21 protein-coding genes and 1 riboswitch are annotated in these 24686 nt (G+C 64.5%); of the genes, 12 read left to right on the top strand and 9 right to left on the bottom strand.

Translation table 11 applies throughout. The features are described from left to right. Nucleotides 1-118 precede the first annotated feature (118 nt). Nucleotides 119-709 (bottom strand): hypothetical protein, encoded by a 591-nt coding sequence (locus ABIA70_RS17835; protein WP_354148907.1) that lies wholly within the window; start codon nt 707-709, stop codon nt 119-121. 25 nt (nt 710-734) lie between these two features. Next, nucleotides 735-2087: an MATE family efflux transporter gene (locus ABIA70_RS17830; RefSeq protein ID WP_354148906.1), complete on the bottom strand. Its 1353-nt coding sequence runs from the start codon at nt 2085-2087 to the stop codon at nt 735-737. 124 nt (nt 2088-2211) lie between these two features. Between ABIA70_RS17830 and ABIA70_RS17825 the strand changes: the two genes are divergently transcribed. Beyond that, on the top strand, nt 2212-2646 hold the full coding sequence (locus tag ABIA70_RS17825; RefSeq protein ID WP_354148905.1) for a DoxX family protein: 435 nt from the start codon (nt 2212-2214) through the stop codon (nt 2644-2646). Nucleotides 2647-2758: 112 nt separating this feature from the next. Here the strand turns inward: ABIA70_RS17825 and aztD are convergent, their stop codons facing one another. Further along, nucleotides 2759-4084: a zinc metallochaperone AztD gene (aztD, locus tag ABIA70_RS17820; protein ID WP_354148904.1), complete on the bottom strand. Its 1326-nt coding sequence runs from the start codon at nt 4082-4084 to the stop codon at nt 2759-2761. Nucleotides 4085-4462: 378 nt separating this feature from the next. Between aztD and ABIA70_RS17815 the strand changes: the two genes are divergently transcribed. After that, nucleotides 4463-8863, top strand: coding sequence for a rhamnogalacturonan lyase family protein (locus tag ABIA70_RS17815; protein ID WP_354148903.1), 4401 nt, complete (start codon nt 4463-4465; stop codon nt 8861-8863). Nucleotides 8864-9018: 155 nt separating this feature from the next. Then, nucleotides 9019-9987, top strand: coding sequence for an acyl-CoA thioesterase (locus tag ABIA70_RS17810; RefSeq protein ID WP_354148902.1), 969 nt, complete (start codon nt 9019-9021; stop codon nt 9985-9987). A 27-nt stretch (nt 9988-10014) separates the two neighbouring features. Here ABIA70_RS17810 and dnaB read toward each other — a convergent pair whose 3' ends face one another. Continuing rightward, nucleotides 10015-11397: a replicative DNA helicase gene (gene dnaB, locus ABIA70_RS17805; RefSeq protein ID WP_131683481.1), complete on the bottom strand. Its 1383-nt coding sequence runs from the start codon at nt 11395-11397 to the stop codon at nt 10015-10017. A 688-nt stretch (nt 11398-12085) separates the two neighbouring features. On the opposite strand from dnaB, the gene ABIA70_RS17800 reads away from it, so the two are divergent. Further along, nucleotides 12086-12541 (top strand): hypothetical protein, encoded by a 456-nt coding sequence (locus ABIA70_RS17800; protein WP_354148901.1) that lies wholly within the window; start codon nt 12086-12088, stop codon nt 12539-12541. 2 nt (nt 12542-12543) lie between these two features. Further along, nucleotides 12544-13113, top strand: a complete 570-nt coding sequence (locus tag ABIA70_RS17795; RefSeq protein ID WP_354148900.1) for a hypothetical protein — start codon at nt 12544-12546, stop codon at nt 13111-13113. Between the two features lie 12 nt (nt 13114-13125). Here ABIA70_RS17795 and ABIA70_RS17790 read toward each other — a convergent pair whose 3' ends face one another. Further along, nucleotides 13126-13752, bottom strand: a complete 627-nt coding sequence (locus ABIA70_RS17790) for a CE1759 family FMN reductase (RefSeq protein WP_354148899.1) — start codon at nt 13750-13752, stop codon at nt 13126-13128. A 260-nt stretch (nt 13753-14012) separates the two neighbouring features. Between ABIA70_RS17790 and ABIA70_RS17785 the strand changes: the two genes are divergently transcribed. Both ABIA70_RS17785 and ABIA70_RS17780 read left to right on the top strand, forming a co-directional pair. Then, the gene (locus tag ABIA70_RS17785; RefSeq protein WP_354148898.1) at nt 14013-14999 is read left to right on the top strand and encodes a metallophosphoesterase family protein; all 987 of its coding nucleotides are present in this window, start codon (nt 14013-14015) and stop codon (nt 14997-14999) included. Nucleotides 15000-15049: 50 nt separating this feature from the next. Continuing rightward, nucleotides 15050-15472, top strand: a complete 423-nt coding sequence (locus ABIA70_RS17780; RefSeq protein WP_354148897.1) for a DUF1801 domain-containing protein — start codon at nt 15050-15052, stop codon at nt 15470-15472. A gap of 185 nt (nt 15473-15657) precedes the next feature. Here ABIA70_RS17780 and rplI read toward each other — a convergent pair whose 3' ends face one another. From rplI to rpsF, 4 genes are all read right to left on the bottom strand, one after another. Continuing rightward, nucleotides 15658-16110, bottom strand: coding sequence for a 50S ribosomal protein L9 (rplI, locus tag ABIA70_RS17775; RefSeq protein WP_050057159.1), 453 nt, complete (start codon nt 16108-16110; stop codon nt 15658-15660). Nucleotides 16111-16127: 17 nt separating this feature from the next. Continuing rightward, the gene (gene rpsR / locus ABIA70_RS17770) at nt 16128-16367 is read right to left on the bottom strand and encodes a 30S ribosomal protein S18 (protein ID WP_003800144.1); all 240 of its coding nucleotides are present in this window, start codon (nt 16365-16367) and stop codon (nt 16128-16130) included. Between the two features lie 128 nt (nt 16368-16495). Continuing rightward, nucleotides 16496-17071, bottom strand: coding sequence for a single-stranded DNA-binding protein (locus ABIA70_RS17765; RefSeq protein ID WP_108597659.1), 576 nt, complete (start codon nt 17069-17071; stop codon nt 16496-16498). Between the two features lie 72 nt (nt 17072-17143). Beyond that, the gene (gene rpsF, locus ABIA70_RS17760; RefSeq protein WP_011693941.1) at nt 17144-17449 is read right to left on the bottom strand and encodes a 30S ribosomal protein S6; all 306 of its coding nucleotides are present in this window, start codon (nt 17447-17449) and stop codon (nt 17144-17146) included. Nucleotides 17450-17701: 252 nt separating this feature from the next. On the opposite strand from rpsF, the gene ABIA70_RS17755 reads away from it, so the two are divergent. From ABIA70_RS17755 to ABIA70_RS17735, 5 genes are all read left to right on the top strand, one after another. Further along, on the top strand, nt 17702-18367 hold the full coding sequence (locus ABIA70_RS17755) for a DUF1345 domain-containing protein (RefSeq protein ID WP_354148896.1): 666 nt from the start codon (nt 17702-17704) through the stop codon (nt 18365-18367). 249 nt (nt 18368-18616) lie between these two features. Further along, a complete protein-coding gene (locus ABIA70_RS17750) occupies nt 18617-21310 on the top strand; it encodes an AAA family ATPase (protein WP_354148895.1) in 2694 nt (897 codons plus the stop codon). A gap of 200 nt (nt 21311-21510) precedes the next feature. Beyond that, nucleotides 21511-22674: a DegT/DnrJ/EryC1/StrS family aminotransferase gene (locus ABIA70_RS17745; protein WP_354148894.1), complete on the top strand. Its 1164-nt coding sequence runs from the start codon at nt 21511-21513 to the stop codon at nt 22672-22674. After that, nucleotides 22671-23306 (top strand): NeuD/PglB/VioB family sugar acetyltransferase, encoded by a 636-nt coding sequence (locus ABIA70_RS17740; RefSeq protein ID WP_354148893.1) that lies wholly within the window; start codon nt 22671-22673, stop codon nt 23304-23306. The genes ABIA70_RS17745 and ABIA70_RS17740 overlap by 4 nt, the downstream gene beginning before the upstream one ends. Nucleotides 23307-23437: 131 nt before the next feature. Continuing rightward, nucleotides 23438-23609, top strand: a riboswitch (cyclic di-AMP (ydaO/yuaA leader). Between the two features lie 3 nt (nt 23610-23612). Next, a complete protein-coding gene (locus tag ABIA70_RS17735; RefSeq protein ID WP_354148892.1) occupies nt 23613-24686 on the top strand; it encodes a glycoside hydrolase family 16 protein in 1074 nt (357 codons plus the stop codon).

Raw genomic sequence — 24686 nt, 5'->3', positions numbered from 1 at the left:
AGTTCCTCTCCTCCAGCCACGCCGAAGGCTGCTGGTCTGATGTATGCGGTTGGCCCGCGAACCGGCGGGTTGTGAACCGCGGCATTTCTACGCCGGGTAGAACCCGTTCGCTTCTAGTTTACGGCTTCGGGGACGCGGGCCGGGAATCGTGCCTCAGGCTCAGCCCGGACAGCACCCACAGAACACCGGAGATGATGGCCCCGCCGCCGGCAACGCCGAGCAAGGCGTGGGCTCCCAGGCTGATGAAAAAGGGCAGGGCAGCCGCGGCGCCCAGGCCAATCACTCCGGAAGCCACCCAGTCGCGGGCCAGCACGTGCCGCCCGCGGCATCGGAGACCGCAGTACAGTTCCGCAGCTCCAGCGATTCCGAGCCCCAGCGCCGCGACGGTCCCGAACACGCCATCACCGTGAAGCAGGAGCGCTGCGGCTCCGGCCCCGGTCAGTGCGGCCCCTCCGGCGGAGAGGATCTTGCCGGGAAGGCCGTCACGTGCAAACCCTGTTCTGGGGAGTCCCCATAGCAGCAGCAGGCCTGTGGCCAGAAGGTAGAGTCCGCCTGAAATGCCCATGACTTCGACTGACGGCCCGGGCCAGAAAACGGTCAGCGCTCCGAACGCCAGGGCGGCGAGTGCCCGCAGCAGTACCGGTTGCCACAAGTCAGTCTGCTGGGTGGTGCCTTCAGCGGTATCGGCGGGTGTCAGTGGTGGGTTCACCGGTCCAGTTTAGTGGCCCCGGCCGCTATGGCGCGCCCAGCACCATCCAGCGGTCGGACCGGGCACGCAGGCCCAGAGTGACCGCCCGGGCGCCCATGTAACCCAGGGCAAAGGCAACCCACAGCCAAACCAGTCCTGCGTCCGGGGACATTCCGGCGGCAGCTACAGCCCCGAGCAGGGGCAGGTAGACCGCGAGGTTGACCACCCCGGCCAGTGCCAGGTACCTGGCGTCGCCGGCGCCGATCAGCACGCCGTCAAGGACAAAGACGTACCCGGCCAGGGGCTGCCCGGCGGCAAGAATCCACAGAGCGTACGTCAGGACGGACTGGACTCCGGCGTCGGTGGTGAACAAGGCGCCGGCCCATGGCGCAGCCACGGCCAGCAGGACTCCGGTCACGACGCCGAATACGGTGCCCCAGCGGGTCATTGTCCGTGTCAGCAGGCGTGCCCGTGAAGGACGGGAGGCGCCCAGTTCCTTCCCAATCAGCGCTTGCGCAGCAATGGCGAGGGCATCAAGGGCGAAGGCGAGGAAGGAGAAGATGGTCATGGCCAGCTGGTGGGCGGCGAGGTTGACGGCACCCTGCCCCGTCACCACAAACACAGTTGCGAGAATGGCGATGCGCAGGCTCAGGGTCCGGAGCATGAGCCATGAACCGACCCGGGTCATCGTACGGATGCCGCTCCAGTCCGGCCACAGGCTGACGCCGTGCCGGGCGGCATTCCGCTGCACCATCACCAAATAGACGGCCGCCATGGCCCATTGGGCCAGGCTGGTGCCGGCGGCGGAGCCTGCCACTGACCAGCCCAGCCCGTAGACCAGCCACAGGTTCAGCACAACATTCAGGCCAAATCCGGCTGTGGCGACCAGCAACGGCGTCCGGGTGTCCTGCAGTCCGCGGAGGACTCCGGTGCCCGCAAAGATGAGCAGCATTGCCACCAGCCCCGGCATGGACCACCGGAGATAGTCGACGGCGAAGGCGCGCACTTCGCCTTGCGCGCCCATCAGTCCAACCAGCGGATCGGCAGTCCAGAAACCGGCCACAGCAAGGGCAACGCCCAGCAGCAGTGCCAGCCAGACGCCGTCGCGCCCGGCGGCGAGTGCCTTTCCCAGCTGACCGTGGCCGACGGCGCGGGCCACCGCGGGAGTCGTTGAGTAGGCGAGGAAAACCATGAGCCCGACGGCGGTGTGCAGCACAGCGGACGCCAACCCCACTCCCGCCAGCTGGGCAACCCCCAGATGGCCCACGATGGCCGAATCAGCCAGAAGGAAGAGGGGCTCGGCAATCAGCGCACCGAACGCCGGAACTGCAAGCCGCAGAATCTCCCGGGCGTGGGTGGCTGGCCTCGCCACGGCGGAGGGAGCGGTTTGACGGGGCACAATGACAGCTTAATGCGGCCCGCCCGGGGCGGGTCGGCCTTCCGTGACGTCCCGAGTCATGACAGGGGACACATTTCAGAGCCTTTAGTTGACACTTCAACCAATTGTCAGGGACACTCTAAATATGAATCAGTCACGCCTCACCACCACCGCACTCACCGTCCTGCGCGTCGTCCTCGGCTTCCTTTTCGCCGCCCACGGCTGGCAGAAGTTCAACGAATGGACCGTCGCCGGGACCCAGGCAGCCTTCGCCCAAATGGGTGTCCCCGCCGCCCAGATCTCCGCCCCCCTCGTTGCCGGCCTCGAACTGGCTGGCGGCATCGCCCTGATCCTGGGCGTGCTGACCCGGGTTGTTGCAGCGCTCCTGGCCCTGAACATGCTCGGTGCCCTGGTCCTGGTGCACGCTGCGGCCGGCGTCTTCGCAGACAAAGGCGGCTATGAGCTGGTCCTGCTGCTGGCCGCCGCAGCCTTGGCCCTCGCCCTGACAGGCGCCGGACGGCTTTCCGTGGACCGCGCACTGTTCGGCCGCAGGAACTCCCGGCTGGCTGTCCTCGCCTAGGGCGGACTCTTTCCCAACAGACGTAAACGCCCGACGGCGGACAGGCACCCAGGTGCCTGCCCGCCGTCGGCAGTTAATAATCCCCTGATCGTCCCGTGTGTGATCAGTGCCGTTAGCCAGTGACGCCCGTCAGCTCATTGGGAACATCCCGCAGTTCGCCGCTTTTCACCACCCTGCCGGACGTAAGGTCCACGGCGTGGATCCTGGACGTCGCCGGCTCCGTCACGTAGGCCGTGGAGCCCTGGACAAACAGCGCGGGACGGGGATCCTGCCAGATCTCCGGCTCCTCCCAGGCAGGAACCACCGGAATCGAACGAATCTCAACGCCCGTCTCCGGATCCAGGACGTGAAGCGCGCCGTCCGTCCCCAATACCAGCGCCTCCCCTGCCGGACCGCGGCCCAGGGAGCGGAAGGAGTAACTGGTCCCGAGGTCCACGAGCTGCAGCGCCCCGGTGGCAGTATCGACCAGCGATATCCGGGTGGGCCGCTCCAGCACAGCCTTCGGGTCCACCTTGTAGTCGCCCAGGATCACCGGGGATGCGGGGCTTCCTGCCTGGTTTCCCATCCGGCCGTACGGGTCAGGACTGGCTACCTTGGTGAAGGCGCCGTCCCGGTAGACCAGCATGCCGTCTTCACAGCCCGCCACCACGGTCCCACCGGCCGCCACCGCCTCGCCGTGCACGCCGGGGCACTCCTCGTTGCGAAGCAGTTCCGCACGCTCCCGGCCCTCCTCGCCGGCGGGAGCAGCCAGCAGCGCAAGCCCCCTGCGCCTCTCTTCATTGCCGAGCGTCACGAGCAACTTTCCACCCTCCAGCGGGATGGCAACGCCATGGTGGGCCTCGGGCGCGGTGTAGGCGGTGGTTGCCGGCAACCCGGTCTTGAGCGCATCCGAGAGCGTGGCAGGGTCAAAGATCTCCACTTTTCCCGTCCCGTCACTGAACAGTGCGGTCCTCTTTGCGTGGTTGACCACATGGCCCGCCTCGCCGGCAGCAAACGCGCGGCCCGTCAGCTGCGGCGGCCCAGCATAGGAGTGGCCATGGTCCCCGTGCCGCTCGGTCCACACGCCGGAATCGAACACGCGGAAGGCATCTCCCGTCGATATCAGGACATGCCTGCCGTCGCCGGCCTGGCTCAACCTGTTGAAGCCTTCGAGCCGCACTTCGGCAACAGTCTCCAAAGTCTTGGCATCAAGAACAGACACCCCTGCCGAATGCGTCAGGACCAGCCGCGGGACGGGCGCTCGGGACTCTTTTGCCTCGCCCCCTTCGCCGGTTGGACTGCTGCCGGCCGGGTCGGTTGCAGCCCCCGACGGCGGCACGGCGCTCTCGCCGGGAGCAGCTCCGCAAGCTGAGAGCAGAAGCAACGAGGCGGCGAGAATGGCCGGGAATGCAGGGGTTTGGCGGTTGGCGGGAGCGGCCCGCAGCGTATGTTTCGTCATGCGCTAATGATACTCATTATTATTACCAGCGACGGCACCTGGCCCCTTCCTGCGCTGCGGCCGACCTGCGATGACGTGGTCTTGCGATCAAACTCTCACAACGAGCATCAGTAACTCCCAGAAAACAATCAGGAAACCCTTGACGTCTACAACGTTGCACTGATAAACCTGTGAGCGATAACAAGCGCAGGCCCGCACCGCCACGCTTGCCAGTCAACGAGGCGTCCACCTGCCGCTACGAGCCCGCCGGCCATTCCAGGCCGTCCACGCACTCCCGTCCACCGCACGACCTGCGCACTACAAGCTTCCGTTCGCATTGAAACGATACAAGCTGGCCATGATGGCCGGCTTCCGCACCGCTCATCAAAGGAGATGTCCGTGATTCATCCTCCCCAAAACAGTCCGCTCAACCTGGCGGAACCTCCGCCTCACCCCGGCCGGACCCGCCTTTCCCCGGGCACCAAAGCCGTTACGGCCGCCGTCGCAGCCGCTGCACTTGCCTTTACGGGCCTGCCGGCGGTCCAGGCGGAGACGGCTCTGCCGCCCGTCGGCACCGGCTTCCGTTTCGACTTCGGGCCAGGCAGCACCGAGACCGGCTACACCCGTGTCGACGCCGCCACCGCCTATTCCGCCGACGGCAAATTCGGCTTTACGGACACCGCCGTCACCTCCGGTGTGGACCGCGGCACCGGCGACGCCCTCCGCTCGGACTTCGTCCAAGCCCAGGGCAGCAGCTTCCTGGTGGATCTGCCCAATGGCGATTACACCGTGAAGCTCATTGCCGGTGACGCCACGGAAGCCACGAACATCGCCATTACGGCCGAAAAGATGGCCAAGGTCCAGCTCACAGACAAACCAGCGGGCCAGTACCTGGAGATGGAATTTCCCATTTCCCTGGTCGACGGGCAGCTGAACCTGGACTTCAGCGGTTCGGCTGCGAAAATCAACTCACTCGTGATCGCCGCCCGCGCGCCGCGGACTGCCACTACCGACCCCGGCGTCTACCTGGCCGGAGACTCCACGGTCCAGACCTACGACGCCGGCTACGTTCCGCAGGCGGGCTGGGGCCAGATGATCGACCGCTTCTTCGATGACAAGGTGGCGTTCCGGAACCACGCCATCGGCGGCCGCAGCTCAAAGAACTTCATCAGCCAGGGACGGCTGGACGAGATCCTCCGGGTCATCAACCCCGGCGATTACCTGATGGTGCAGTTCGGCCACAACGACGCCACCTTTGGCGTGGACGACCGCTACGCCTCCCCGGCCGACTACAAGGAATACCTCCGGACCTACGTCGATGGTGCCCGGCAACGCGGCGCCACCCCCGTCCTGGTGACCCCCGTGGGACGGCGCGACTACGACGAAGCAACCGGCAAATTCCGGGTGAGCTTCCCCGAATATGTGGCGAAGATGCAGGAACTGGCTACCGAGGAAAACGTGGCACTGGTTGATCTCTCCGCCCTGAGCCGTGCCTACTACGACGCCATCGGCCCGGAGGACACCAAGTCCGTGTTCCTGCACGTCGACGCCGGGGTTTACCCGAACCGGCCTACCGGCACGGTGGACAACACCCACTTCCAGGAGTACGGCGCCATCCAGATTGCCCGTCTGGTCGCTGGCAGCGTCAAGCAGCTCAGCGTGCCGCTTGCCGTCCACGTCAAGGAGATCACGCCGCCGTCGGCCGTTCCCGCGAAGCCGCAGGGACTGGTGGCCGGAAGTGTCTCCAACGCCGGCGCCCTTCTGAAGTGGCAGCCGGTTGAAGGCGCGGACATCTACAAGGTCTACCGCAAGCTGGCCTCCGAACCGGACACCGCCTGGAAGCTGGCCACCACTGCGACCGTCCCCACCGCCAACCTCACCGGGCTGGCCGAAGGCAGGGCCTACAACGTCCGCGTCGCTGCCCTGAACGGCAAGGGGCTCTCCGAGCCGAGCGACACCCTGAACCTGACCACCAAGGAGGCCAAGTACAAGTTCGACTTCGGCCCTGTGGGAGCGCCGGTTGAACCCGGCTACACCGAGGTCAACCGCACCATGGCCTACTCGAAGGAGCGCGGCTTCGGATTCAAGGACATCAGCGTCCTCAGCGACCGCGATCGCGGCGCCGTGACAACCAACCTGCTGCGGGACTTCGTCCTCAGCGGCACCAGCTTTGAATTCCAGCTCGACGTCCCCAACGGCACCTACGCCTTGAAGACGTATCACAGCGACTGGATCGGCTCCACCCGGACCGACGTTGCCGCCGAAGGCACGCCCTACGGCCAGGTAGCCTCCAGCAAGGCCTCTTCCGCCACCAAGATCATCAACCAGGTCCTGGTCTCCGACGGTCAGCTCAACCTGACCATCAGCGGTTCGGGCCAGCGGCTCAACGGCCTTGAAGTCACCCCACTCCTGGTGGGACCCACCAACCTGCGCACCACGGCTGTGGATGCGGCAGCCGAGCCGCCCGTCGTTGATCTCGCGTGGGACGCCGTGGCCGACGCCGCCAGCTACAAGTTGTTCCGCAAGGCAACCCATGAAGCTGAACCACAGCTGATCGCAGAGAACGTCACCGCAGCGTCCTTTCAGGACAGCAGCGCCTTTGCCGGCCTGAAGTACCAGTACTTCGTCACCGCGGTGGACCACACCGGCCTGGAGTCGGTTGCCTCCAACACCGTGGACGTTGCCCTCGTGGATCCGACCACCCCGGTGCCCGCACCAACCAGCAAGGTTGACATCAAGGCCATCGAAAAGTCCAGCATCAGCCTCAAATGGCAGAGGGTCGCCGGGGCTGCGGCCTACCAGGTCTACCGTTCCACGTCCCCGGACGGGCCGTTCGAATACGTTGGCCGGGCCACCGAGGTCAACTACACGGACACTACGGTCCTGACCACCATCAAGTACTACTACCGCGTGACCACCGTGAACAAGGGCGGCGAATCCGCGCCTTCTGCGGTCATCGGGACCGACAGGGTCACTATTGTGAACCGGCAGATGGAAAAACTGGACCGTGCCCCTGTGGCGCTCCTGACGGGCGACGGCGTCCGGGTGGGCTGGCGCATGCTGGGCCTTGATCCGGAGCAGACCGGTTTCCATGTCATCCGCGACGGCGTCCAGCTCACCGTGGACCCGATAAGGAACAGCACCACGTTCCTGGATGCCGACGGGACCGCCGGCTCCAGGTACGTCATCAAGGCAGTGGGCAACGGCGCGGACCAGCTCACCGCCGAATTCACACCGGTGGCCCGGGACTACCTGGCGGTCAAGCTGGACAAGCCTGCCGACGATTACACAAAGGACGGCCAGCCTTACAGCTACTCGGCGGGCGACTCCAGCGTTGCCGACGTCGACGGCGACGGCACGTACGAGGTCATCCAGATGTGGTCGCCCTCCAACTCCAAGGACAATTCGCAGGCGGGCTACACCGGCACCGTCTACGTGGACGCCTACAAGATGGACGGCACCAAGCTCTGGCGCATCAACATGGGCCCGAACATCCGCGCCGGCGCGCACTACACGCAGCTGCTCGCCTACGACTTCGACAGCGACGGCAAGGCCGAAATCGCCATGAAGACAGCGGACGGCACCCGTGACGCCGCCGGCACCGTCGTCGGGAACGCCACTGCGGACTACCGCAACAGCAGCGGCTACATCCTGACGGGACCGGAATACCTCTCCGTTTTCCACGGCGCCACCGGCACCATCATGGACACCGTGGCCTACGATCCGCCGCGGGGCGACGTGGCAGCCTGGGGTGACGCCTACGGCAACCGCGTGGACCGTTTCCTCGGCGCAGTTGCCTACCTCGACGGCGAACACCCCTCCATGATGTTCAGCCGCGGGTATTACACCCGCACGGTACTGGCCACCTACGACCTGGTGGCCAGCAAGATCGTGAAACGCTGGACGTTCGATTCAGATATCGCCGGCGCCCAGTACCGCGGCCAGGGCAACCACAACCTGTCCGTGGCCGACGTGGATGCGGACGGCAAGGACGAGTTCGTCTTCGGTTCCATGACCATCGACGACAACGGCAAGCCGCTCTACAGCACCGGCCTCGGCCACGGCGATGCGATCCACACGAGCGACTTCGATCCGGCAAGGCCGGGTCTGGAGACGTTTGCGGTCCATGAGGAGATGGGCTCCAGTAAGAATCTCGGTGCCACCTTCCGCGATTCCAGGACCGGTCAGGTCCTCTGGAGCATTCCTGCCGTCAAAGACACCGGCCGTGGAGCCATGGGCGACATCGATCCGCGCTATGCCGGCGCCGAGGGCTGGGCCATCGGCGGCGATGCGGCCTGGAACTCCCCCGTGGGTGAACTCCGTTCGGTGAAGGGAGAACTGATTGCCAACAAGATCCCCGCAGCCAACTTCCTGGCCTGGTGGGATGGTGACCTGCTCCGCGAAATAGTGGACCACGACTGGGATGCCACCAGCGGCAGCGGAACGCCCACCATCTCGAAGTGGAACTGGGAAACCGCGTCCAGCGACAGGCTGGTGACGGCCGGTGGTGCGAAGTCGAACAACGGCACCAAGGGAACACCGGCCATCCAGGCCGACCTCCTGGGCGACTGGCGCGAGGAGATTGCCTGGCCGTCGTCGGACAGCACGGAACTGCGGATCTATACCACCACCGCGGGTACCGACGTCCGGCTGCGGACCCTGATGCACGATCCGGTCTACCGGCAGTCGGTTGCCCGGGAAAACATCGCCTACAACCAGCCGCCGCACCCCAGCTTCTTCATCGGGGTTGGCATGGAGTTGCCCGCTCAGCCGGACATTACGTACACCGCCGCCCGGTAACAGCGGAAACATCTGGTGGCCAGTGGGCCGTCAGTAGAACAGCACACCGCTTCAGGAACTGCCCTGTCCGCCCTTTGGCGGGCAGGGCTGTTCCTGTTGCGGGTTTGTGTCCTCCCCAACCCTTCGGTAACCCGGCGGCTCAGTAAGATCGCAGCATGACTGAGACCCCGGCCAACTCCGTGACCCTCCGCTTCCTGGCCGCCCCGATGGACGTGGGGCACAGCGGCTCCGTCGACGCCGGGACCGTACTGGAATGGGTGGACAAGGCCGCCTACGCCGCCGCTGTCGGCTGGGCCAAGTCCTACTGCGTCACGGCATACGTGGGCAACATCCACTTCGCGGACCCTGTAAACAGCGGCGACATGGTGGAGGTGGAGGCCACCATCGTGTACACCGGCCGTTCCTCCATGCACATCCGCACAGTGGTCTCCTCCGGCGACCCCAAGGGCGGGCCGGCCACGATGCGCAGCCAGTGCATGGTGATCTTCGTAGCCGTGGGCGACGACGGCAGGCCCATCCCCGTAAAGCAGTTTGAACCGGCGACCCCGGCAGAGATTGAGCAGCGGGACCACGCGCTGGCCCGGATCAAGGTCCGCGAACGGATCGTCGAAGCCATGAACGCACAGGAATATACCGACGCCGGGACTGCCGAACGCGTGACGCTGCGGTTCATGGCCGCCCCCACCGACGTGAACTGGGGCGGGAAGGTCCACGGCGGGATCGTCATGAAGTGGATCGACGAGGCTGCCTATGTCTGTGCAACCCGCTACTGCGGGAAGGACACCGTGGCCGTCTTCTCCGGCGGCGTCCGCTTTTACCGGCCGCTGCTGATCGGCCACGTGGTGGAGGTGGAGGCCCGGCTCGTCTACACGGGAACGAAGGGGATGCACATCGCGGTCCACGTGCGCTCAGGGGACCCGAAGACCAGGGAACTGAACCTCACCACGTACTGCCTCACCGTCATGGTGGCGCGCGACGCCGAAGGCACCTCCGTGCCCATCCCCGAGTGGGTGCCGGTCACCGAGGAGGACAAGCGGCTGCATGCGCATGCGCGTGAGCTGCTTGAGATCCGGGGTACAGCGCCCGGGAACCGTCTCCCCAACCACCTGCTGCCGCGGGCCTAAGCCCGTTCCGCCAGAGGTGGGCGGACCTCAGAAGCCGCCGCCGCCGGCGTCGGCCGCCATGTTGGCGAAGCGCGAGTAGTGGCCCTGGAAGGCCACCACGATGTCCTTGGTGGGTCCGTTACGGTGCTTGGCGATCAGGATGTCAGCCTCGCCCGCACGCGGTGACTCCTTGTCATAGACGTCTTCACGGTGCAGCAGGATCACCATGTCAGCGTCCTGCTCGATGGAGCCGGATTCACGAAGGTCAGAGACCATGGGGCGCTTGTCCTGGCGCTGCTCGGAGCCACGGTTCAGCTGTGACAGGGCGATGACCGGAACCTGCAGTTCCTTGGCCAGCAGTTTGAGCGCGCGTGAGAATTCGGAGACTTCCTGCTGGCGCGACTCCACCTTCTTGCCCGAGCTCATCAGCTGCAGGTAATCGAGGATCACGAGTTTGAGGTCATGCTGCTGCTTGAGGCGCCGGCACTTGGCACGGATTTCCATCAGCGACATGTTCGGGCTGTCGTCAATGAACAGCGGGGCATCATTCATCCGGCCCATGGTGGTGGCGATCTTGGACCACTGCTCGTCTTTGATGGTGCCCTTGCGGAGATCCTGCAGGCCAATGGTGGCTTCGGCGGAGAGGAGCCGCATGGCAATCTCGTTCCGGCCCATTTCGAGCGAGAACATCACGGTGGCCAGATTGTTCTTGATCGCCGCTGAACGGGCAAAGTCCAGGGCAAAAGTCGACTTACCCACTGCGGGCCGGGCCGCGATGACGATCATCTGTCCCGGGTGCAGTCCGTGGGTGAGTTCGTCCAGCTCGTAGAACCCGGTGGGCACCCCTGTCATGCCTTCGCCGCGGTGTCCGGACGCTTCGATCTCGTCCACCGTTGCTTCCATCACGTCCTTGAGGACCACGTAGTCCTCGGCCGTGCGGCGCTCGGCCACTGCGTAGACCTCGGCCTGCGCCTGGTTGACCAGATCCTCGACCTCGCCGTCCGAGCCGTAGCCCAGTTGCACAATCTTGGTGCCTGCATTGACCAGGCGGCGAAGGATCGCCCTTTCCGCCACGATTTCCGCGTAGTAGCCGGCGTTGGCCGCGGTGGGAACGGTCTGGATGAGCTCGTGCAGGTACGCCGGGCCGCCGATCCTGTTGATCTCGGCACGCTTGGTAAGTTCGTCCGATACGGTGACGGCGTCAGCGGGCTCGCCGCGGCCATAGAGGTCGATGATGGCTTCGTAGATGGTTTCGTGCGCCGGCCGGTAGAAGTCCTGGCCGCGAAGGATCTCCACGACGTCGGCGATGGCATCCTTGGACAGCATCATGCCACCGAGAACTGACTGTTCAGCGGGAATGTCCTGGGGCGGCTTTCGGCTGGTTTCTGATCCGCGGGTTCCCTCGATCGAGTCCAGGTGCGTTACTGACAAAGCTGCCGTCCTCCGTTATGTACCGCGTGACGTCGCGGCGCGTAAAGCCAATATCTGCCGGATGCCGGCCTGTGGGTCTTCCTGACAGGCCTTCACAGCACGGCTGTGATCACAGGTCTATCAGCCGCCACTGACAACGCAGGCCGTCAGGCCAGGCAGTCCGGGGCGCGGGCGCGGGAGTTATCCCCACAATCCACAAGTTATCCACAGAGGAAGCCTTGAAGCCGGGCCGGGACCCCTGCCGCAGTGCACCAAACCTGTCTTTCGGCGGCGCGGATCGCACCCCATGGAACAGGTCTCCCGCTACGGTATCCGGCCCTGCTCCGCCATCCAAGCCCGTCCCCCCGCCCGTCTGTGGATAACCTGTGCACTAAAGGGCATAGCTTGTGCACAGCCTGTGGGTGACCCTGTGGAAACCCAAATACTTTCAGCGCTCAGATGCGTCTGACCTGCTAAAACTCTTCATCGAGGTTGTGGACTAAATATTCTTTGGTCAAACCTTCATCCACAGCTTGCGGTGGCGTGGTGCTGCTGCGGCGCCGCTTTTGGCCCTTTGAGGGGAATGATTCATGCCCTTTTCGTGATGCACGCCACACTGACCGCCCTGGTTTGACGCAGCCCTCGAGGGGACGTATGCGAGGCAAGGAATGTGCTGTGGATAACGCCGCATCTGGCATAAGCTCTAGACATGGGCGACATACTGATGATGCTGCTGCCGGCCATAATCCTTGGGGGCGTTATCTGGGCGCTCTCAACAGCCCTGAGGCCACGCGATTCCGGTATCTCGGACGCGGAAAAATACCAGCAGGACCTGGCCAGGCGCTCGGCGGAGCACTACGCCGAGCAGGTGCGGGTGGCGACGGCCGCACGTGCCAGGCTCGAAGCCAATACCCGTCCCAGCCAGAACGAGCAGCAGCAGAGCCAGCAGGAAGACAACGCCCGGGCGGCCCGGCGTGCACAGTCAATAACGGTATCCGGCCACCACGGTCACGCGTCAGCATTTGGCGGGCAACTGAATCCGCAGCTGGCCCTGCAGCTGAAGACCCTGGCCGGCAACGGGCATAAAATCGAAGCCATCAAGCTCCTTCGCCAAGCAACCCAAACAGATCTGGCCACCGCCAAAGAGTATGTAGATCGGCTTTAGAAATGGAATCGCTAGTGATCCCCATCATTATCCTGGTGGTTGTTGCCGCCGGAGTAGCAGTGGCAGCCCGCGCGTTCAGCAGGCGCCAGTCGTCCGTCAAGGAAGCCGGCAGTGTTCCCCCGCCGGATCCCGTTGAGCTCGCCCGGAGCGCCGCTGCAAAACTCACCGAGGACCAGCACCGCAGACTTTACGCACTGATCGCGCAGGGACAGGCGATGGCGGCCATCAAACTCTATTACGAATCAACGGGGGACGGCCTGCGTGCAGCCCGTGACGCTGTGGCGGCGCTGGCCGCCCGCCCGCAGCCCTACCGAAGCCCTGCGGCTGAAGCGGTAGAGGTGGAGGCCGATGACGACGCGCCGCAGCGTTTCCCGTACAGGTACCGCGCCATTGCCAGCAAGGGCGATGTCACGCGCGAGGTCAGCAGCAACATGCTCAACGACGAAATCTATGGGCGCATCCGCACCCTGGCGAAAAGCGGCGACACCGAGGCCGCTGCGAACGCCCTCATCCGGCACTCGGACATCACCCTGAAGCAGGCGCGCGAGTTCATCGCCCTGCTGGACGAATAGCCGCCCGCCGGATCACCGTCCGCCCGAGATCCCTGCCAGGAGCTCCTCAAAGGGAAGTGACCGGGCCGCGGCGTGCCGGCGGCCGGGCTGCTCGCCGGCAAGCAGACCCGCGAACTCAGTTGCCGCCCGGTCGATCCGGGCCGAGAGGGGCGAGCCGCCGTCGTCCGTATTCCCCCAGTCCTGGGGGCCGGCAAAGACGCTGGTGGCAGTCATCCGGGTCCGGAGGTAGCTAAACAGCGGGCGCATGGCGTACTCCAGGACCATCTGGTGACGGTCCGTTCCGCCGGTGGCGCCCAGCAGGACGGCTTTGCCGTCGAGGGACTTGGGGTCCAGGACGTCGATAAAGGACTTGAAGAGGCCGCTGTACGACGCGCTGAAGACCGGACTGACGGCGATGATGCCGTCCGATGCCTCCACGCCGGCGATGACGTCGGCCAAGCGCGGGGCCGCGTAGCCGGTGACAAAGTTGTTTGCGATGTCCACGGCAAAATCCCTGAGCTCAACAACGTCCACCGTCACGCCATAGCCTGCCGCAGCTATCCGGCGTTCTGCAGCGGCGGCAAGCTGGTCGGCGAGTAGCCTGCTGGATGACGGCACACCCAGGCCGGCGGACAGGACGGTGATGCGGCGGGTTTCCACTATGGACTCCTGAGGTTCGGTTGATATCAAGGGTACATGTATATGCATGTACCTGGGTAACCGGAGTGAGCCTGCGTTTATTCCACACCGTCACATGGCCCTGCAACAGAACGTGTGGTTCGATAGCATCTACGGGCATCTTTCATGAGCACCGCGTGCCTTGACAGCCAGTCGGGGCTTGAGGAGTATCACAGCATGCCGTTGCGGCTGGCTGTCTCTCGGGAGCCGACCAGCCGTCCGGCTTCTCGAAGGGTAATCGGATGCAGTCAGCACTCCCCCGTCCCGGATTCTTCCGGAGCGTGGCCACGGCGGCCGCCGCCCTTCTGGCGGTTTCCCTCGCGGGTTGCACCAGCCCTCCTGAGCCTGTGCCCGATGTTCGGATCGCCGCTGTTGGTGACATGAACGGCGTGAGGGCCTACGAGCCTGACAGCCCGTCCGGTAAGAACGGTGCGGCCATCACCCGACTCGTGGAGAACAATGAGATTGACGCGTTCCTGGGGCTCGGCGACTTCCAGTACGACAGGCCGACCTGCGATGACTACGTGAAGTACTGGACGCGGCTGTGGAGTGGGACGATGCCAAAGTTGTATTGGGTGTCCGCCCCCAACCACGACTGGCAGCCCGGGCGGAACGAAGACCTCGACAACTTTATGAATGGCGAATGCCCCGGGTCTACCGCGAAGGCTGCGATCAACCTGGAGCGTGGGTTCATCGGGAACGGGGAACCGTACTCAAAGGACTTCGGGAACTGGCATTTCGCTTTCCTGTCGTCCGCGCACTGGCGCTACGATCCGCCGAAGGCCCGGGAGTTGACCACGTGGCTGGACCAGGACCTCGCTGCCGCGCAGGCGGTGGGTAAGCACTTGGCGGTCGTTTACCACGAGCCCTACTTCACATCAAACACGGACGAACATGAGCGGGCCACTGACCACAAGCCGTGGATCGACGTGATGTGGAAGCACCGGGTCCGCCTCACCCTGTCAGGATCACAACACAACTACGAACGGTCCTGTCCGGTGAACAACGCTGACCGGTGCGTCAGTGACGGGATGACAGCGTTCCAGGTTTCCACGGGAGGTATCGGCCTCCGGCCCTTCACCAACAGTCCGACATACATTCTGAAGCGGTTCAGCGACACACACGGGTTCCTTCGGTTGACGCTTCACGGCAACGGGTCTTTCGACTGGAACTTCGTTCCAACGTCGGGCCCGAGCACGGACTCAGGGACGCGATCAGCACCGAAGTAAGTGCCGGCGGCGCCGCTGACAAGCCGGGTTGGCTCTGTCAGACTGCCTGCATGGCTGAAAACAAGACCCAGGCAACCGGAGCGTCCGTAGACGAATTCCTCGCCGCCGTGGAACACCCCATCCGGCGTCGGGACGGTCTTCGCCTGCTGGAGCTTATGAGTGGGATCACCGGCGAGAAAGCGGAGATGTGGGGACCCACTATCGTCGGATTCGGGCGGTACCACTACAGATACGGCACCGGCAGGGAGGGCGATTCGGCCGCGGTGGGCTTCTCTCCCCGAAAGGCGAGCCTCTCACTCTACGGGCTCACCTACGGCCCGGAGGCCGGAGGGCTGCTTCCCCGGCTGGGTAAGTACAAAACCGGTGCCGGCTGCCTGTACATCAACAAACTCGAGGACGTGGACGAGGAGGTCCTGGCCGGGCTGATCCGGGCGGGGTACCGTCACGCCATCACCGTGCTCCACAGCCCCTGACAGCCCACCCCGCGCGCACAGCAACGCGGGGTCACTCTGTGCCCCTGGGAAGCCGTTTATTGGGCCATGAGTGACCCCGCGTTGCTTGTGGGGGGAAGCAGAAAGACCCCCGTCGCCGGTTACGGCAACGGGGGTCTTCCGGTAGTTCAGTACTGCGTAACGCTCTGACCAAAGGGCCGGAAGTGCTACTTGCCTGCGACTACGTCGAGTTCGATCACAGCAGCAACGTCGTCGTGCAGACGGACGTTGGCCTGGTAGGAACCAACCGACTTGATGTGTGCCGGCAGTTCAACCTTGCGCTTGTCGATGCGGCCAAGGCCAGCGGCCTCAACAGCGTCGGCTACGTCGCCCTGCTTGACGGTGCCGAACAGGCGTCCGGTCTCGCCAGCCTTGACGACGAGCTTGACCGGCTTGGCGGAGAGTGCAGCGGCCTGCTTCTGAGCATCTTCCAGGGAAGCGTGCTCGCGGGCGGCGCGGGCAGCCTTGATGGACTCAACCTGCTTCTCGCCACCCTTGGACCAGGTCAGGGCGAAGTTGCGGGGCAGCAGGTAGTTACGTGCGTAACCGTCCTTGACCTCGACAACATCGCCAGCAGCACCGAGACCGGTTACTTCGTGGGTCAGAATGAGCTTTGCCATGTTAGTTAATCCCTTCCTTAGCCGCGGCCAGCGCCGGAGTAAGGCAGCAGAGCAACTTCGCGGGCGTTCTTGATTGCCTGGGCGATCTTGCGCTGTTCCTGAACCGTGACGCCAGTGACGCGACGGGCGCGGATCTTTCCGCGGTCGGAGATGAACTTGCGCAGCAATGCTACGTCCTTGTAGTCGATGACAGTGATGTCAGCGGCCTTCAAGGGGTTGGACTTTGGTTTGGGCTTACGGAGTTCAGCCTTAGCCATCGTGGAGCTCCTATTCTATGGAGCCCGTGGATGTTGATCCACGGGATGGTGGTGGTCCGACGGCGGCAGTCACCTGGGTGCCTTTCGGCACCTGGGCGGTCCCGGCGTCGGGCCTTAATTTTTGGTGTTTAGAAGGGAGGTTCGGAATCGGGGCCGTTGCCCCAGCCGCCTGCGTTGGAAACTCCGGGCGTTGCCCAGGGGTCTTCCTGTGCAGCCTGCTGGTTGCCGCCACCGAATCCACCGGAGTTGCCGCCCTGGTTTCCACCAGAGTTGCCGCCTCCAAAGCCTCCGCCGCCGTTGCCGCCGCCGAAGCCACCCTGTCCACCCTGACCGCCGGAGCGCTGGGTGCGGTTGACCTTGGCATTGGCGTAGCGCAGGCTCGGGCCGATTTCATCGACTTCGAGCTCGATTACGGTGCGCTTTTCGCCTTCTTTGGTTTCGTAGGAACGGCTCTTCAGCCGGCCGGAAACAATCACGCGCATGCCCTTGGTGAGGGACTCGGCGACGTTCTCGGCTGCTTCACGCCAGACGGCAGCGCGGAGGAACAGGGTTTCCCCGTCCTTCCACTCATTGGACTGGCGGTCAAAGGTGCGTGGGGTGGAAGCGATGGTGAAGTTCGCTACTGCCGAACCTGACGGTGTGAACCGCAATTCCGGGTCATTGGTGAGATTACCGATGACCGTAATAGTGGTTTCGCCTGCCATCTACTGCCTCCTTGTTCGATCCTGGATGAAGAATTCGATCCTGCGGGGTGAAGAATGAAAATTGGGGCTGAATTACTCAGCAACAACCTTCTGCTCTTCGGGGCGGGTGATCTTGGTGCGCATGATGGTCTCGTTAAGAGACAGCTGGCGGTCAAGTTCCTTGGCGGTGTCCGGCTTGGCGGTGAAGTTCACCACAGCGTAGATACCTTCAGACTTCTTCTTGATTTCGTAGGCAAGCCGGCGACGGCCCCAGATGTCAACCTTTTCGATGGTTCCACCATCGTTGGTGATGACATTCAGGAACTTCTGAAGCGACGGCTCAACGGTACGCTCTTCGACCTCGGGGTCGATGATTACCATCAATTCGTAAGGACGCATATGTGAACCCACCTCCTTTGGGCTAAGCGGTTACGGCATTTCCGTAACAGGAGGTTCATTTGCGATGCCATGCAAAGCCCCGCCAACAGAACGGAGGCAGGGCGCAGCACAGACTTCAATATCTTAGTGCATTTGGACCGGATAGGCGATTCGCGCTTGACTCAAGGCTATCGCCGGATCAGGAGCGCCGGAAGCCGGCCGCCGCGTATGTGGAAAACGGGCCGCCGCCGGGCCGAAGCTAGAGTACAGGGCATGGAAGCCGCCCCGCACGATGCCCGCCAGCCCAAGGTGAGGCGCAGCCGGCTCAGGTTCGTGGCCATGATGGTGGCCGGAATCAGTGCGGGCACAGCCACCGGTGCCGCCGGCCTGTGGGTGCAGGCGCCGGCCGCCGGGTGGGCGACGGCGGCCCTTGTCTACGTCGCCTGGGTATGGCTGGTGGTCGGACGCATGGATCCCGCGGAAACCAAGGCCCATGCCGTCGCCGAAGACCCCTCCCGGGGCACCACAGACCTGCTCATCCTGGCGGCGAACGTTGCGTCCCTGGCCGCAGTCGCCGTCGTCGTGGCCTATTCGCGAGGGCGCGACGACGCCACCCAGGTGGGCGGGGCGGCTTTGGTGCTCGCCAGCGTGGCACTGTCCTGGATGCTCGTCCAGACGCTCTTTACCCTCAGGTATGCGGCGCACTATTACGGCGGTCAGAAGGACGGCGGCGTCAGCTTCAACCAGGACGAGCCGCCTCAATACACGGACTTCGCCTACCTGGCCACGAGCATCGGGATGACGTACCAGGTATCGGACACCAATCTGGAGAATCCGCAAATCCGGCGCGAGGCGCTTAAGCACAGCCTGCTCTCGTACCTTTTTGGCACGGTCATCCTTGCGGCGACCATCAACCTGGTCCTGGGTCTTGCGGTCTAAGGCGTAATTGGTACCTGCAAATGCTCCGTATGAAGGACGTTAAAGTCGAGTACACCTGACCTCGAATTTCTCTGGTGCCGGGGCCTGATCGAAGCTATATTGGCATCCATCGGCTGGGTACCGTGCTGGAAGCAAATAAAGCGGCCAGGAACTTCTGACCGCTTTCGTCACACCCGTGACAAAGCGGACTCCATAAAATGCAGTGCTTGATGTAAAGGGAAATCGGTCTCCTTCTTGGATGGGGGCCGCATGTCTTTAATTGGCAGAAACATGGAGTTGCAGCGGATCCTCTCGGTGATCCGGGGACCCAAGGAATCCGCGCTGACAGTCGTCGGGCGGAGGGGCGTAGGCAAATCTGCCCTCCTGTCCGAGATCCCGCGACTCTCCGAATACCGGACGGTCTTCCTCCGGGCCAGCGCCTCCGAGTCGGACTGGCCGCTGTCAGGCCTCACTGCACTGCTCAATGGGATAGACGATCCTGTCCTCAACCGGTTCGCCGAAAATTTGTTGCGGGATTCCACCGGCACCATGGACGTCCCCACCGTTTCAACCATGCTGCTGAACGGGTTGCACCAGCGCTCATCGTCGCGGACTGTGATTGTGATCGACGATGCTGACCAGTTGGACCCCAGCAGCCAGGCTGTGATCGGATTCCTCGCCCGCCGGCTGTCCGGCACGGACATCGCACTTTTCACCAGCGTCCGGGGAGGGTCAGCGGACAGCCCGTTCAACAGCCTCCCCGCGCTTCAGCTGAGAGTTCTCAGCTACAACGACACGGTCCGGATGCTGGAAGCGATTCCCGCCCGGCAAACCGCGACGGCGGCAGTCCACGCCGTTGCCGCAGCCACCCAGGGCAACCCGCTGGCCGCCGTCGAACTTTACAGTTGCCTGCTCGAACGCCAGGCGGAAGGGAAGTACGCCCTTCCCATTCCCCTGCCCTGCAAGGGAAGTTTCGAATCCGAATTCGCCGCAACGGTCGGCGGCCTGACCCCGGCCGCGCGGCACGTACTTGACCTGATGTCGCTCTCCTGCCGCAGTGACATCGCCACCCTGGAAGAGGTGTATGGCGACCTGTGGGCGGGGGTGGACGAGCTGATGGCCAACGGCATGGTCAGCAGGTCCGGTCCGCACCTGCGGATCCAGGACCAGCTGCTCAGGGGTTACGCCTTCGCCAGCATGACACCGGCCGTCCGGACAGCCAACCACCGTACGCTGGCAGATGCCGCCGGGGAAACAGACCCGTACGCACGCCGGTGGCACCAGAGTTTCACCGCACTTGAGCGCCAGACACCGTTTGGCCTGCTGAGGTTCGCTGTTGACCTGATCCGCAGCGGGGAGGTGCCGTTCGCCGTGGAATTCATCGAGCGCGCGCTCACCATCAATCCGTGGGAAGCAGAGACGGCGGCCCGGCTCACCACGGTGGCGGAACTGCTGTTCAACAGGGGTGAGTTCGTCTACGCCCGGCGTTACCTGGACTGGGCGCAGCGCGTGACACGCAACCCTCCGCTGATCCTTCGCCTGACAGGGCTCGCCTTCGAAATCCAATTCATGCAGGGTGCCGCCGTTCGGTCCAGTATGGTGCTGCGCCTGGTGAAGGAGTTCGGGCAGCACGATCCTGCGTACGCTGCCCTGCTGCTGGCTGTCGGTTCGCTCTATTACGCCGAGCGGTGGGAACTGGAGGATGCGAAAGCGCTGCTCGAGCATGCCGAAAAGTTCAACGATGCCGCCTCCAAGGACTGCCTGGCGGTGGCAGACCGGGCCAAACTGCTGATCGAAGCGATCAGCGGGAACGCGGACTACGTTGGCCGCAAGCATGAGGCTGCCGGCAGCACCGTGGCCATGCTCCTGGTGCAGGGGAGGGCCCTGAGCTACGCCGAGCAATATGACCTTGCCCAGGAGGCCTTCGCCATAGTTCGGAACTCGGCGGAAGCGAGCAGCGTCAATTGGCGGGAAACCGCAGCCTACCTCGCCGTTGACAATGAGATCAGGGCCGGTCGTGTCGGCAAGGCGATCCGGCTCATTGAAGACCTGGAACTCAGCGAACCGGAATCTAAATACCACCGGGGGATGCGGCACATTTTCCGGGTTTGGCGGGCCCATTCCCTGGGCGATGAGGCCCTGGCACGGCTGTATGTGGCCGAGGCGCAGCATCTCTCCGGCGCGGACAGCCACCCGGCCATCACCGCCCAGCTGGTCGCCTGCCAGGGGCACTTCGCACTCATGCGAGGCAACCTGGCGGAGTCCTTGGCGCAACTCTCACGTGCCGCCGAGATCGGTGCGGCGTACGGAAACCCGACGCTGCTCCGCTGTGAGGCGGATCTGGTGGAGGTCCTCGTCAGGCTGGGCCGCCACCGCGAAGCGGCCCAGGCCCTCTACCGGTTGGAGAGCCGTGCCGTGGGACTGCGGTCTCCCTGGCTGGTGACGGCCGTGGCCCGCAGTCGGGCCATGCTTGCCGACGGCGAGCAGTCACTTCAACTGTTCAGGCATGCCCTCGAATCCCGGAACTCCCAGGAATCGGTGTTGGAGCGCGCCAGGACCCTGCTTTGCTACGGGGAGCGGCTGGGCGCCTTCGGCCGGCAGCGGGAGGCCAAGGACGGGCTGATGCGGGCGAAGGTCATGTTTGATGAGGCCGGTGCGGACGCCTGGGCCCAGCACGTCGACTCGCTGCTGCTCGACGAACGGGTGGAGCTGGCCGGCGCCCCCGGCAACCCCGCAATCCTCATGCTTGCGGACCACGAACGCGTTCTGGCGCGCATGGTGTCCCGCGGCATGCGGAACAAGGAAATCGCGGCCACCCTCTATGTGTCCGTCCGGACCGTGGAAGTGCGCCTGACCGCGATTTACCGGAAACTCGGAGTCGAATCACGGGCCCAGCTGACAGCCCTCGCGACGGGCAAGGACGCCATCCAGGCAAAGGAACAGTTCGTCCTTCCCGTCCTCTAGGCCATCCGCTCGGGCACGTGCCGCTGCAGGTTCCCGCAATTCCCGCACTGTTCCCTGCCGGTGCCCACACAACCGGCTGCTGCCCGTGCCCGGAGGGGACGCCGCCGACTAATTTGGCAGTAAGGAAGGCAAGTCCCCGGGGGCCGGAACGTGGGAAGGACGCGGACAATGAGAACGGTCGCCAGCGAAGCCGGTGCCAGGTGACTGCGGAAACCTTCCTGGCCTGCATCAATGTCATGGAACCCTGGGTCGGCGACGACGAAATCCGCGCCGTGGCGGAGGTCCTGGCCTCCGGGGTGCTCACGCAGGGGCCGAAGGTGAAGGCGTTCGAGGCGGGGTTCAGCGCCCTGCAGGAGGTGCGCCACGCCGTCGCGACATCCAGCGGAACCTCCGCGCTGCACCTGGCACTGGTGGTGGCCGGCATTGGTCCCGGCGATGACGTGGTGGTTCCATCGCTGGGTTTCATCGCGACCGCCAACGCGGTGACATACGTCGGCGCCCGGCCCGTGTTCTGCGACGTGGATCCTGTCACCGGCACGGTGACTGCGGCGTCGGTCCGGGCGGCACTGACCCTGGACACGCGGGCCGTGATCGTGGTGGACCAGGCCGGCGTTCCGGTTGACCTGGACCCCGTCCGCGAACTGTGCGAGCGCCACGAAATCATTGTGACCGAAGACGCCGGCTGCGCTGTCGGCTCTGCCTACAAGGGCAGGCCTGTGGGCACCGGGGCGGACGTTGCCGTGTGGTCGTTCCACCCGGACAATGTGCTGACCACAGGCGAAGGCGGCATGCTGACAACCCACCGGGCAGACTGGGCGGCACGGGCACGGAGCCTCCGCGGGCATTCTCTGAACGTGCCGGTGGGGGACCGCCGCGGAGCGGGCATGGCCACGCCGGAGGTGTGCGTCGAGGTCGGCTTCGATTACCGGATGACCGATCTGCAGGCTGCCGTCGGCATTGTTCAACTGGGCAGGCTGGGCGAGATCGTGGCCCGCCGTCGGGAGATCGCCACCCGTTACGAGGCAGGCCTTTCCGCCGTGGCCGGGCTGCGGTTGGTTGCCGACCCACCGTACGGGGCGAGTAACTTCCAGTCCTTCTGGCTTGAAGTCCTCCCAGGCTTTGCCACTGACCGGGAAGGGCTCCTGGGCCGCCTCGCCGATGCCGGGATTTCGGCGCGCCGCGGCGCCATGGCTGCACACCGCCAGCCGGCTTACCGGTGGCGTGATACCGGAAACGCCGGGCTGCAGACCACCGAACGGCTGACCGACCGGACCCTGGTTCTTCCGATGTTCCACAGGCTGGACAACGTGGGCCTGAACCGCGTCATAAACAGCATCCGGGCGGCCGCCGGGGTCCACCGGTGAGCGAACTGATCCTGATCTCCGCCAGCGGGCTGGCCCGGGAAGTCCTGACCATGGTCCGCGCCAGCGGGCAGTATGACGTCCTCGGACTGCTCGACGACGACAGGGAAATGGCCGGCGTCACCGTCGACGGCGCGCCTGTGCTGGGGACCATTGACGATGCGCCAAAGTTCACCCATGCGCTGGTACTGGTCTGCCTGGCCTCCGGGAAATCCCGCGAAGCTGTGGTGGAACGGCTGGCTGCCCTGGGCCTCCGCGACGCCCGTTACGCCACCGCCATCGATCCCAGCGTGGAATGCCCTGAGGGCTGCCGGATCGGCCGTGGCAGCATACTGCTGAAGAACGTGACCCTGACAGCGTCCGTCACGCTCGGTGCCCATGTGGTGGCCATGCCGTCCGTGACCTTCACGCACGACGACGACGTGGCGGACTTCGCGACGTTCGCGGCCGGTGTGTCGTTGGGCGGGGGAGTCCGGATCGGCCGGGCGGCCTACCTGGGGCTGAACTGCAGCGTCCGTGAACGGACGTCAGTGGGGTCCTACGCCACGGTGGGCATGGGGGCGGCAGTTTTGAGCAACGTGCCCGACGGCGAAACCTGGGTCGGCGTCCCGGCCCACCCCATCGAAAAGGGATAATCGGCCCCTGGAACGCCGAGCGCAAGGGGACGCTCCGTCGCTGTGATTCCTGTTACCGGATTGTGATTATCAACGTCCGGTACTGTACGGTCGATCAGTGGGCCGCCCCAGCCGGCCCCAATCCCGAATGACGTCTAACTCTGCCGCGTTCGGGGTCCACTAGGTTTCAGGCAGAGGCGGGGGACCCGAGTGTCTCGGGCATGGAAGAAGAATGCCCTCGGGGTGAAGCCGCGCATTCAATGTGCGGCCGGATGACCTCATCCGAACCCGACAGCTAACTCCGCAGGCGTTGAGAGGTAATCACCCATGTCTGCACCCCATGATCAGCCGCGCCCTGACGCGCGCCCTTATTCCGACGAAGCCGCCGCGCCCACGGAGCGACGATCTTTGCTGAAGAAGTCCCTCAACCGGGTCAAGAGCCGGCGCAACATGACGTTGACAGCAGCGTCACTTGTCGCCCTCCTGGGAGTCGTTTCCCTCGGCCAAGGCTCCGGCCACGCACCCGAAAGCGCCGAGTTGAGCCGCGTCGCGGACACGTCCAATAACCAGGCGCCCGGGCAGTTGAAGCGAATTACGGACCCGGCGCCGCTGCCGGCCCCGGACCCGGTGGTAGCGGAGCCGACGGTTGCTCCCGCACCTGCCCCGGCTCCGGCAACGACAACGACGGTTGCGCCCGAACCGGCGCCTGTAGTGGCACCGCTGGCCACAACCGGGACGACCGGCACAGTGCCGGTCGGTGTCCCCGGCGCGTGGACGATGGCTTTTGCCGATGAATTCAACGGCACCGCCCTTGACACCGCCAAATGGTCAAACTGCTGGTTCTCCTCCACCTGCGGCACGATGAACAACGTTAAGACCGACCCTAATAACGTGGCCGTGTCCAATGGCACCCTCGCACTCACGCTCAGCTCATCAACTTCTGGCGCGTTGATTTCCACAAATCCCAAAGGCGGAGCCACAACGGGCTATCAGTTCACCACCGGCTACGTCGAGGCCCGAATCAAGTTCTCGGGAAACGGCACAGACATCTACAACTGGCCGGCATGGTGGTCTTCCGGACAGTCTTGGCCCACGGATAACGAGATTGACATAGCGGAGCCCAAGGGTCCCATGACGTCGAACTACATGAACGGGGCCGGACAGTGGCAGACGTTCAAGCCGGGAGGCTCCTGGGATAACCAATGGCACGTGTTCGGCATGCAGCGAAAGGCGTCGACCACGGACATCTACATGGACGGCGTACTAGTTAAGACATTTAGCAGTGACAATCCGGCGACTCATCCGCATTACCTCATCCTGAACACCGGTTCCGGCCGAGGCCCGGCCGCGTACGGGGCGGCTTCACAGATGACCGTCGACTATGTGCGGGCTTGGCAGTAA

It is taken from the genome of Arthrobacter sp. 754 (assembly GCF_040548695.1).
Lineage (GTDB): Bacteria > Actinomycetota > Actinomycetes > Actinomycetales > Micrococcaceae > Arthrobacter.
This window is presented reverse-complemented; position numbering and strand designations above follow the sequence as displayed.

Excerpts from the sequence above, each read along its gene's own strand:
- ABIA70_RS17825 (WP_354148905.1), top strand. The coding sequence starts at position 2,212 with ATGAATCAGTCACGCCTCACCACCACCGCACTCACCGTCCTGCGCGTC.
- aztD (WP_354148904.1), bottom strand. The coding sequence starts at position 4,084 with ATGACGAAACATACGCTGCGGGCCGCTCCCGCCAACCGCCAAACCCCT.
- ABIA70_RS17810 (WP_354148902.1), top strand. The coding sequence starts at position 9,019 with ATGACTGAGACCCCGGCCAACTCCGTGACCCTCCGCTTCCTGGCCGCC.
- ABIA70_RS17800 (WP_354148901.1), top strand. The coding sequence starts at position 12,086 with ATGGGCGACATACTGATGATGCTGCTGCCGGCCATAATCCTTGGGGGC.
- ABIA70_RS17795 (WP_354148900.1), top strand. The coding sequence starts at position 12,544 with ATGGAATCGCTAGTGATCCCCATCATTATCCTGGTGGTTGTTGCCGCC.
- ABIA70_RS17785 (WP_354148898.1), top strand. The coding sequence starts at position 14,013 with ATGCAGTCAGCACTCCCCCGTCCCGGATTCTTCCGGAGCGTGGCCACG.
- ABIA70_RS17780 (WP_354148897.1), top strand. The coding sequence starts at position 15,050 with ATGGCTGAAAACAAGACCCAGGCAACCGGAGCGTCCGTAGACGAATTC.
- rplI (WP_050057159.1), bottom strand. The coding sequence starts at position 16,110 with ATGGCAAAGCTCATTCTGACCCACGAAGTAACCGGTCTCGGTGCTGCT.
- rpsR (WP_003800144.1), bottom strand. The coding sequence starts at position 16,367 with ATGGCTAAGGCTGAACTCCGTAAGCCCAAACCAAAGTCCAACCCCTTG.
- ABIA70_RS17765 (WP_108597659.1), bottom strand. The coding sequence starts at position 17,071 with ATGGCAGGCGAAACCACTATTACGGTCATCGGTAATCTCACCAATGAC.
- rpsF (WP_011693941.1), bottom strand. The coding sequence starts at position 17,449 with ATGCGTCCTTACGAATTGATGGTAATCATCGACCCCGAGGTCGAAGAG.
- ABIA70_RS17755 (WP_354148896.1), top strand. The coding sequence starts at position 17,702 with ATGGAAGCCGCCCCGCACGATGCCCGCCAGCCCAAGGTGAGGCGCAGC.
- ABIA70_RS17750 (WP_354148895.1), top strand. The coding sequence starts at position 18,617 with ATGTCTTTAATTGGCAGAAACATGGAGTTGCAGCGGATCCTCTCGGTG.
- ABIA70_RS17735 (WP_354148892.1), top strand. The coding sequence starts at position 23,613 with ATGTCTGCACCCCATGATCAGCCGCGCCCTGACGCGCGCCCTTATTCC.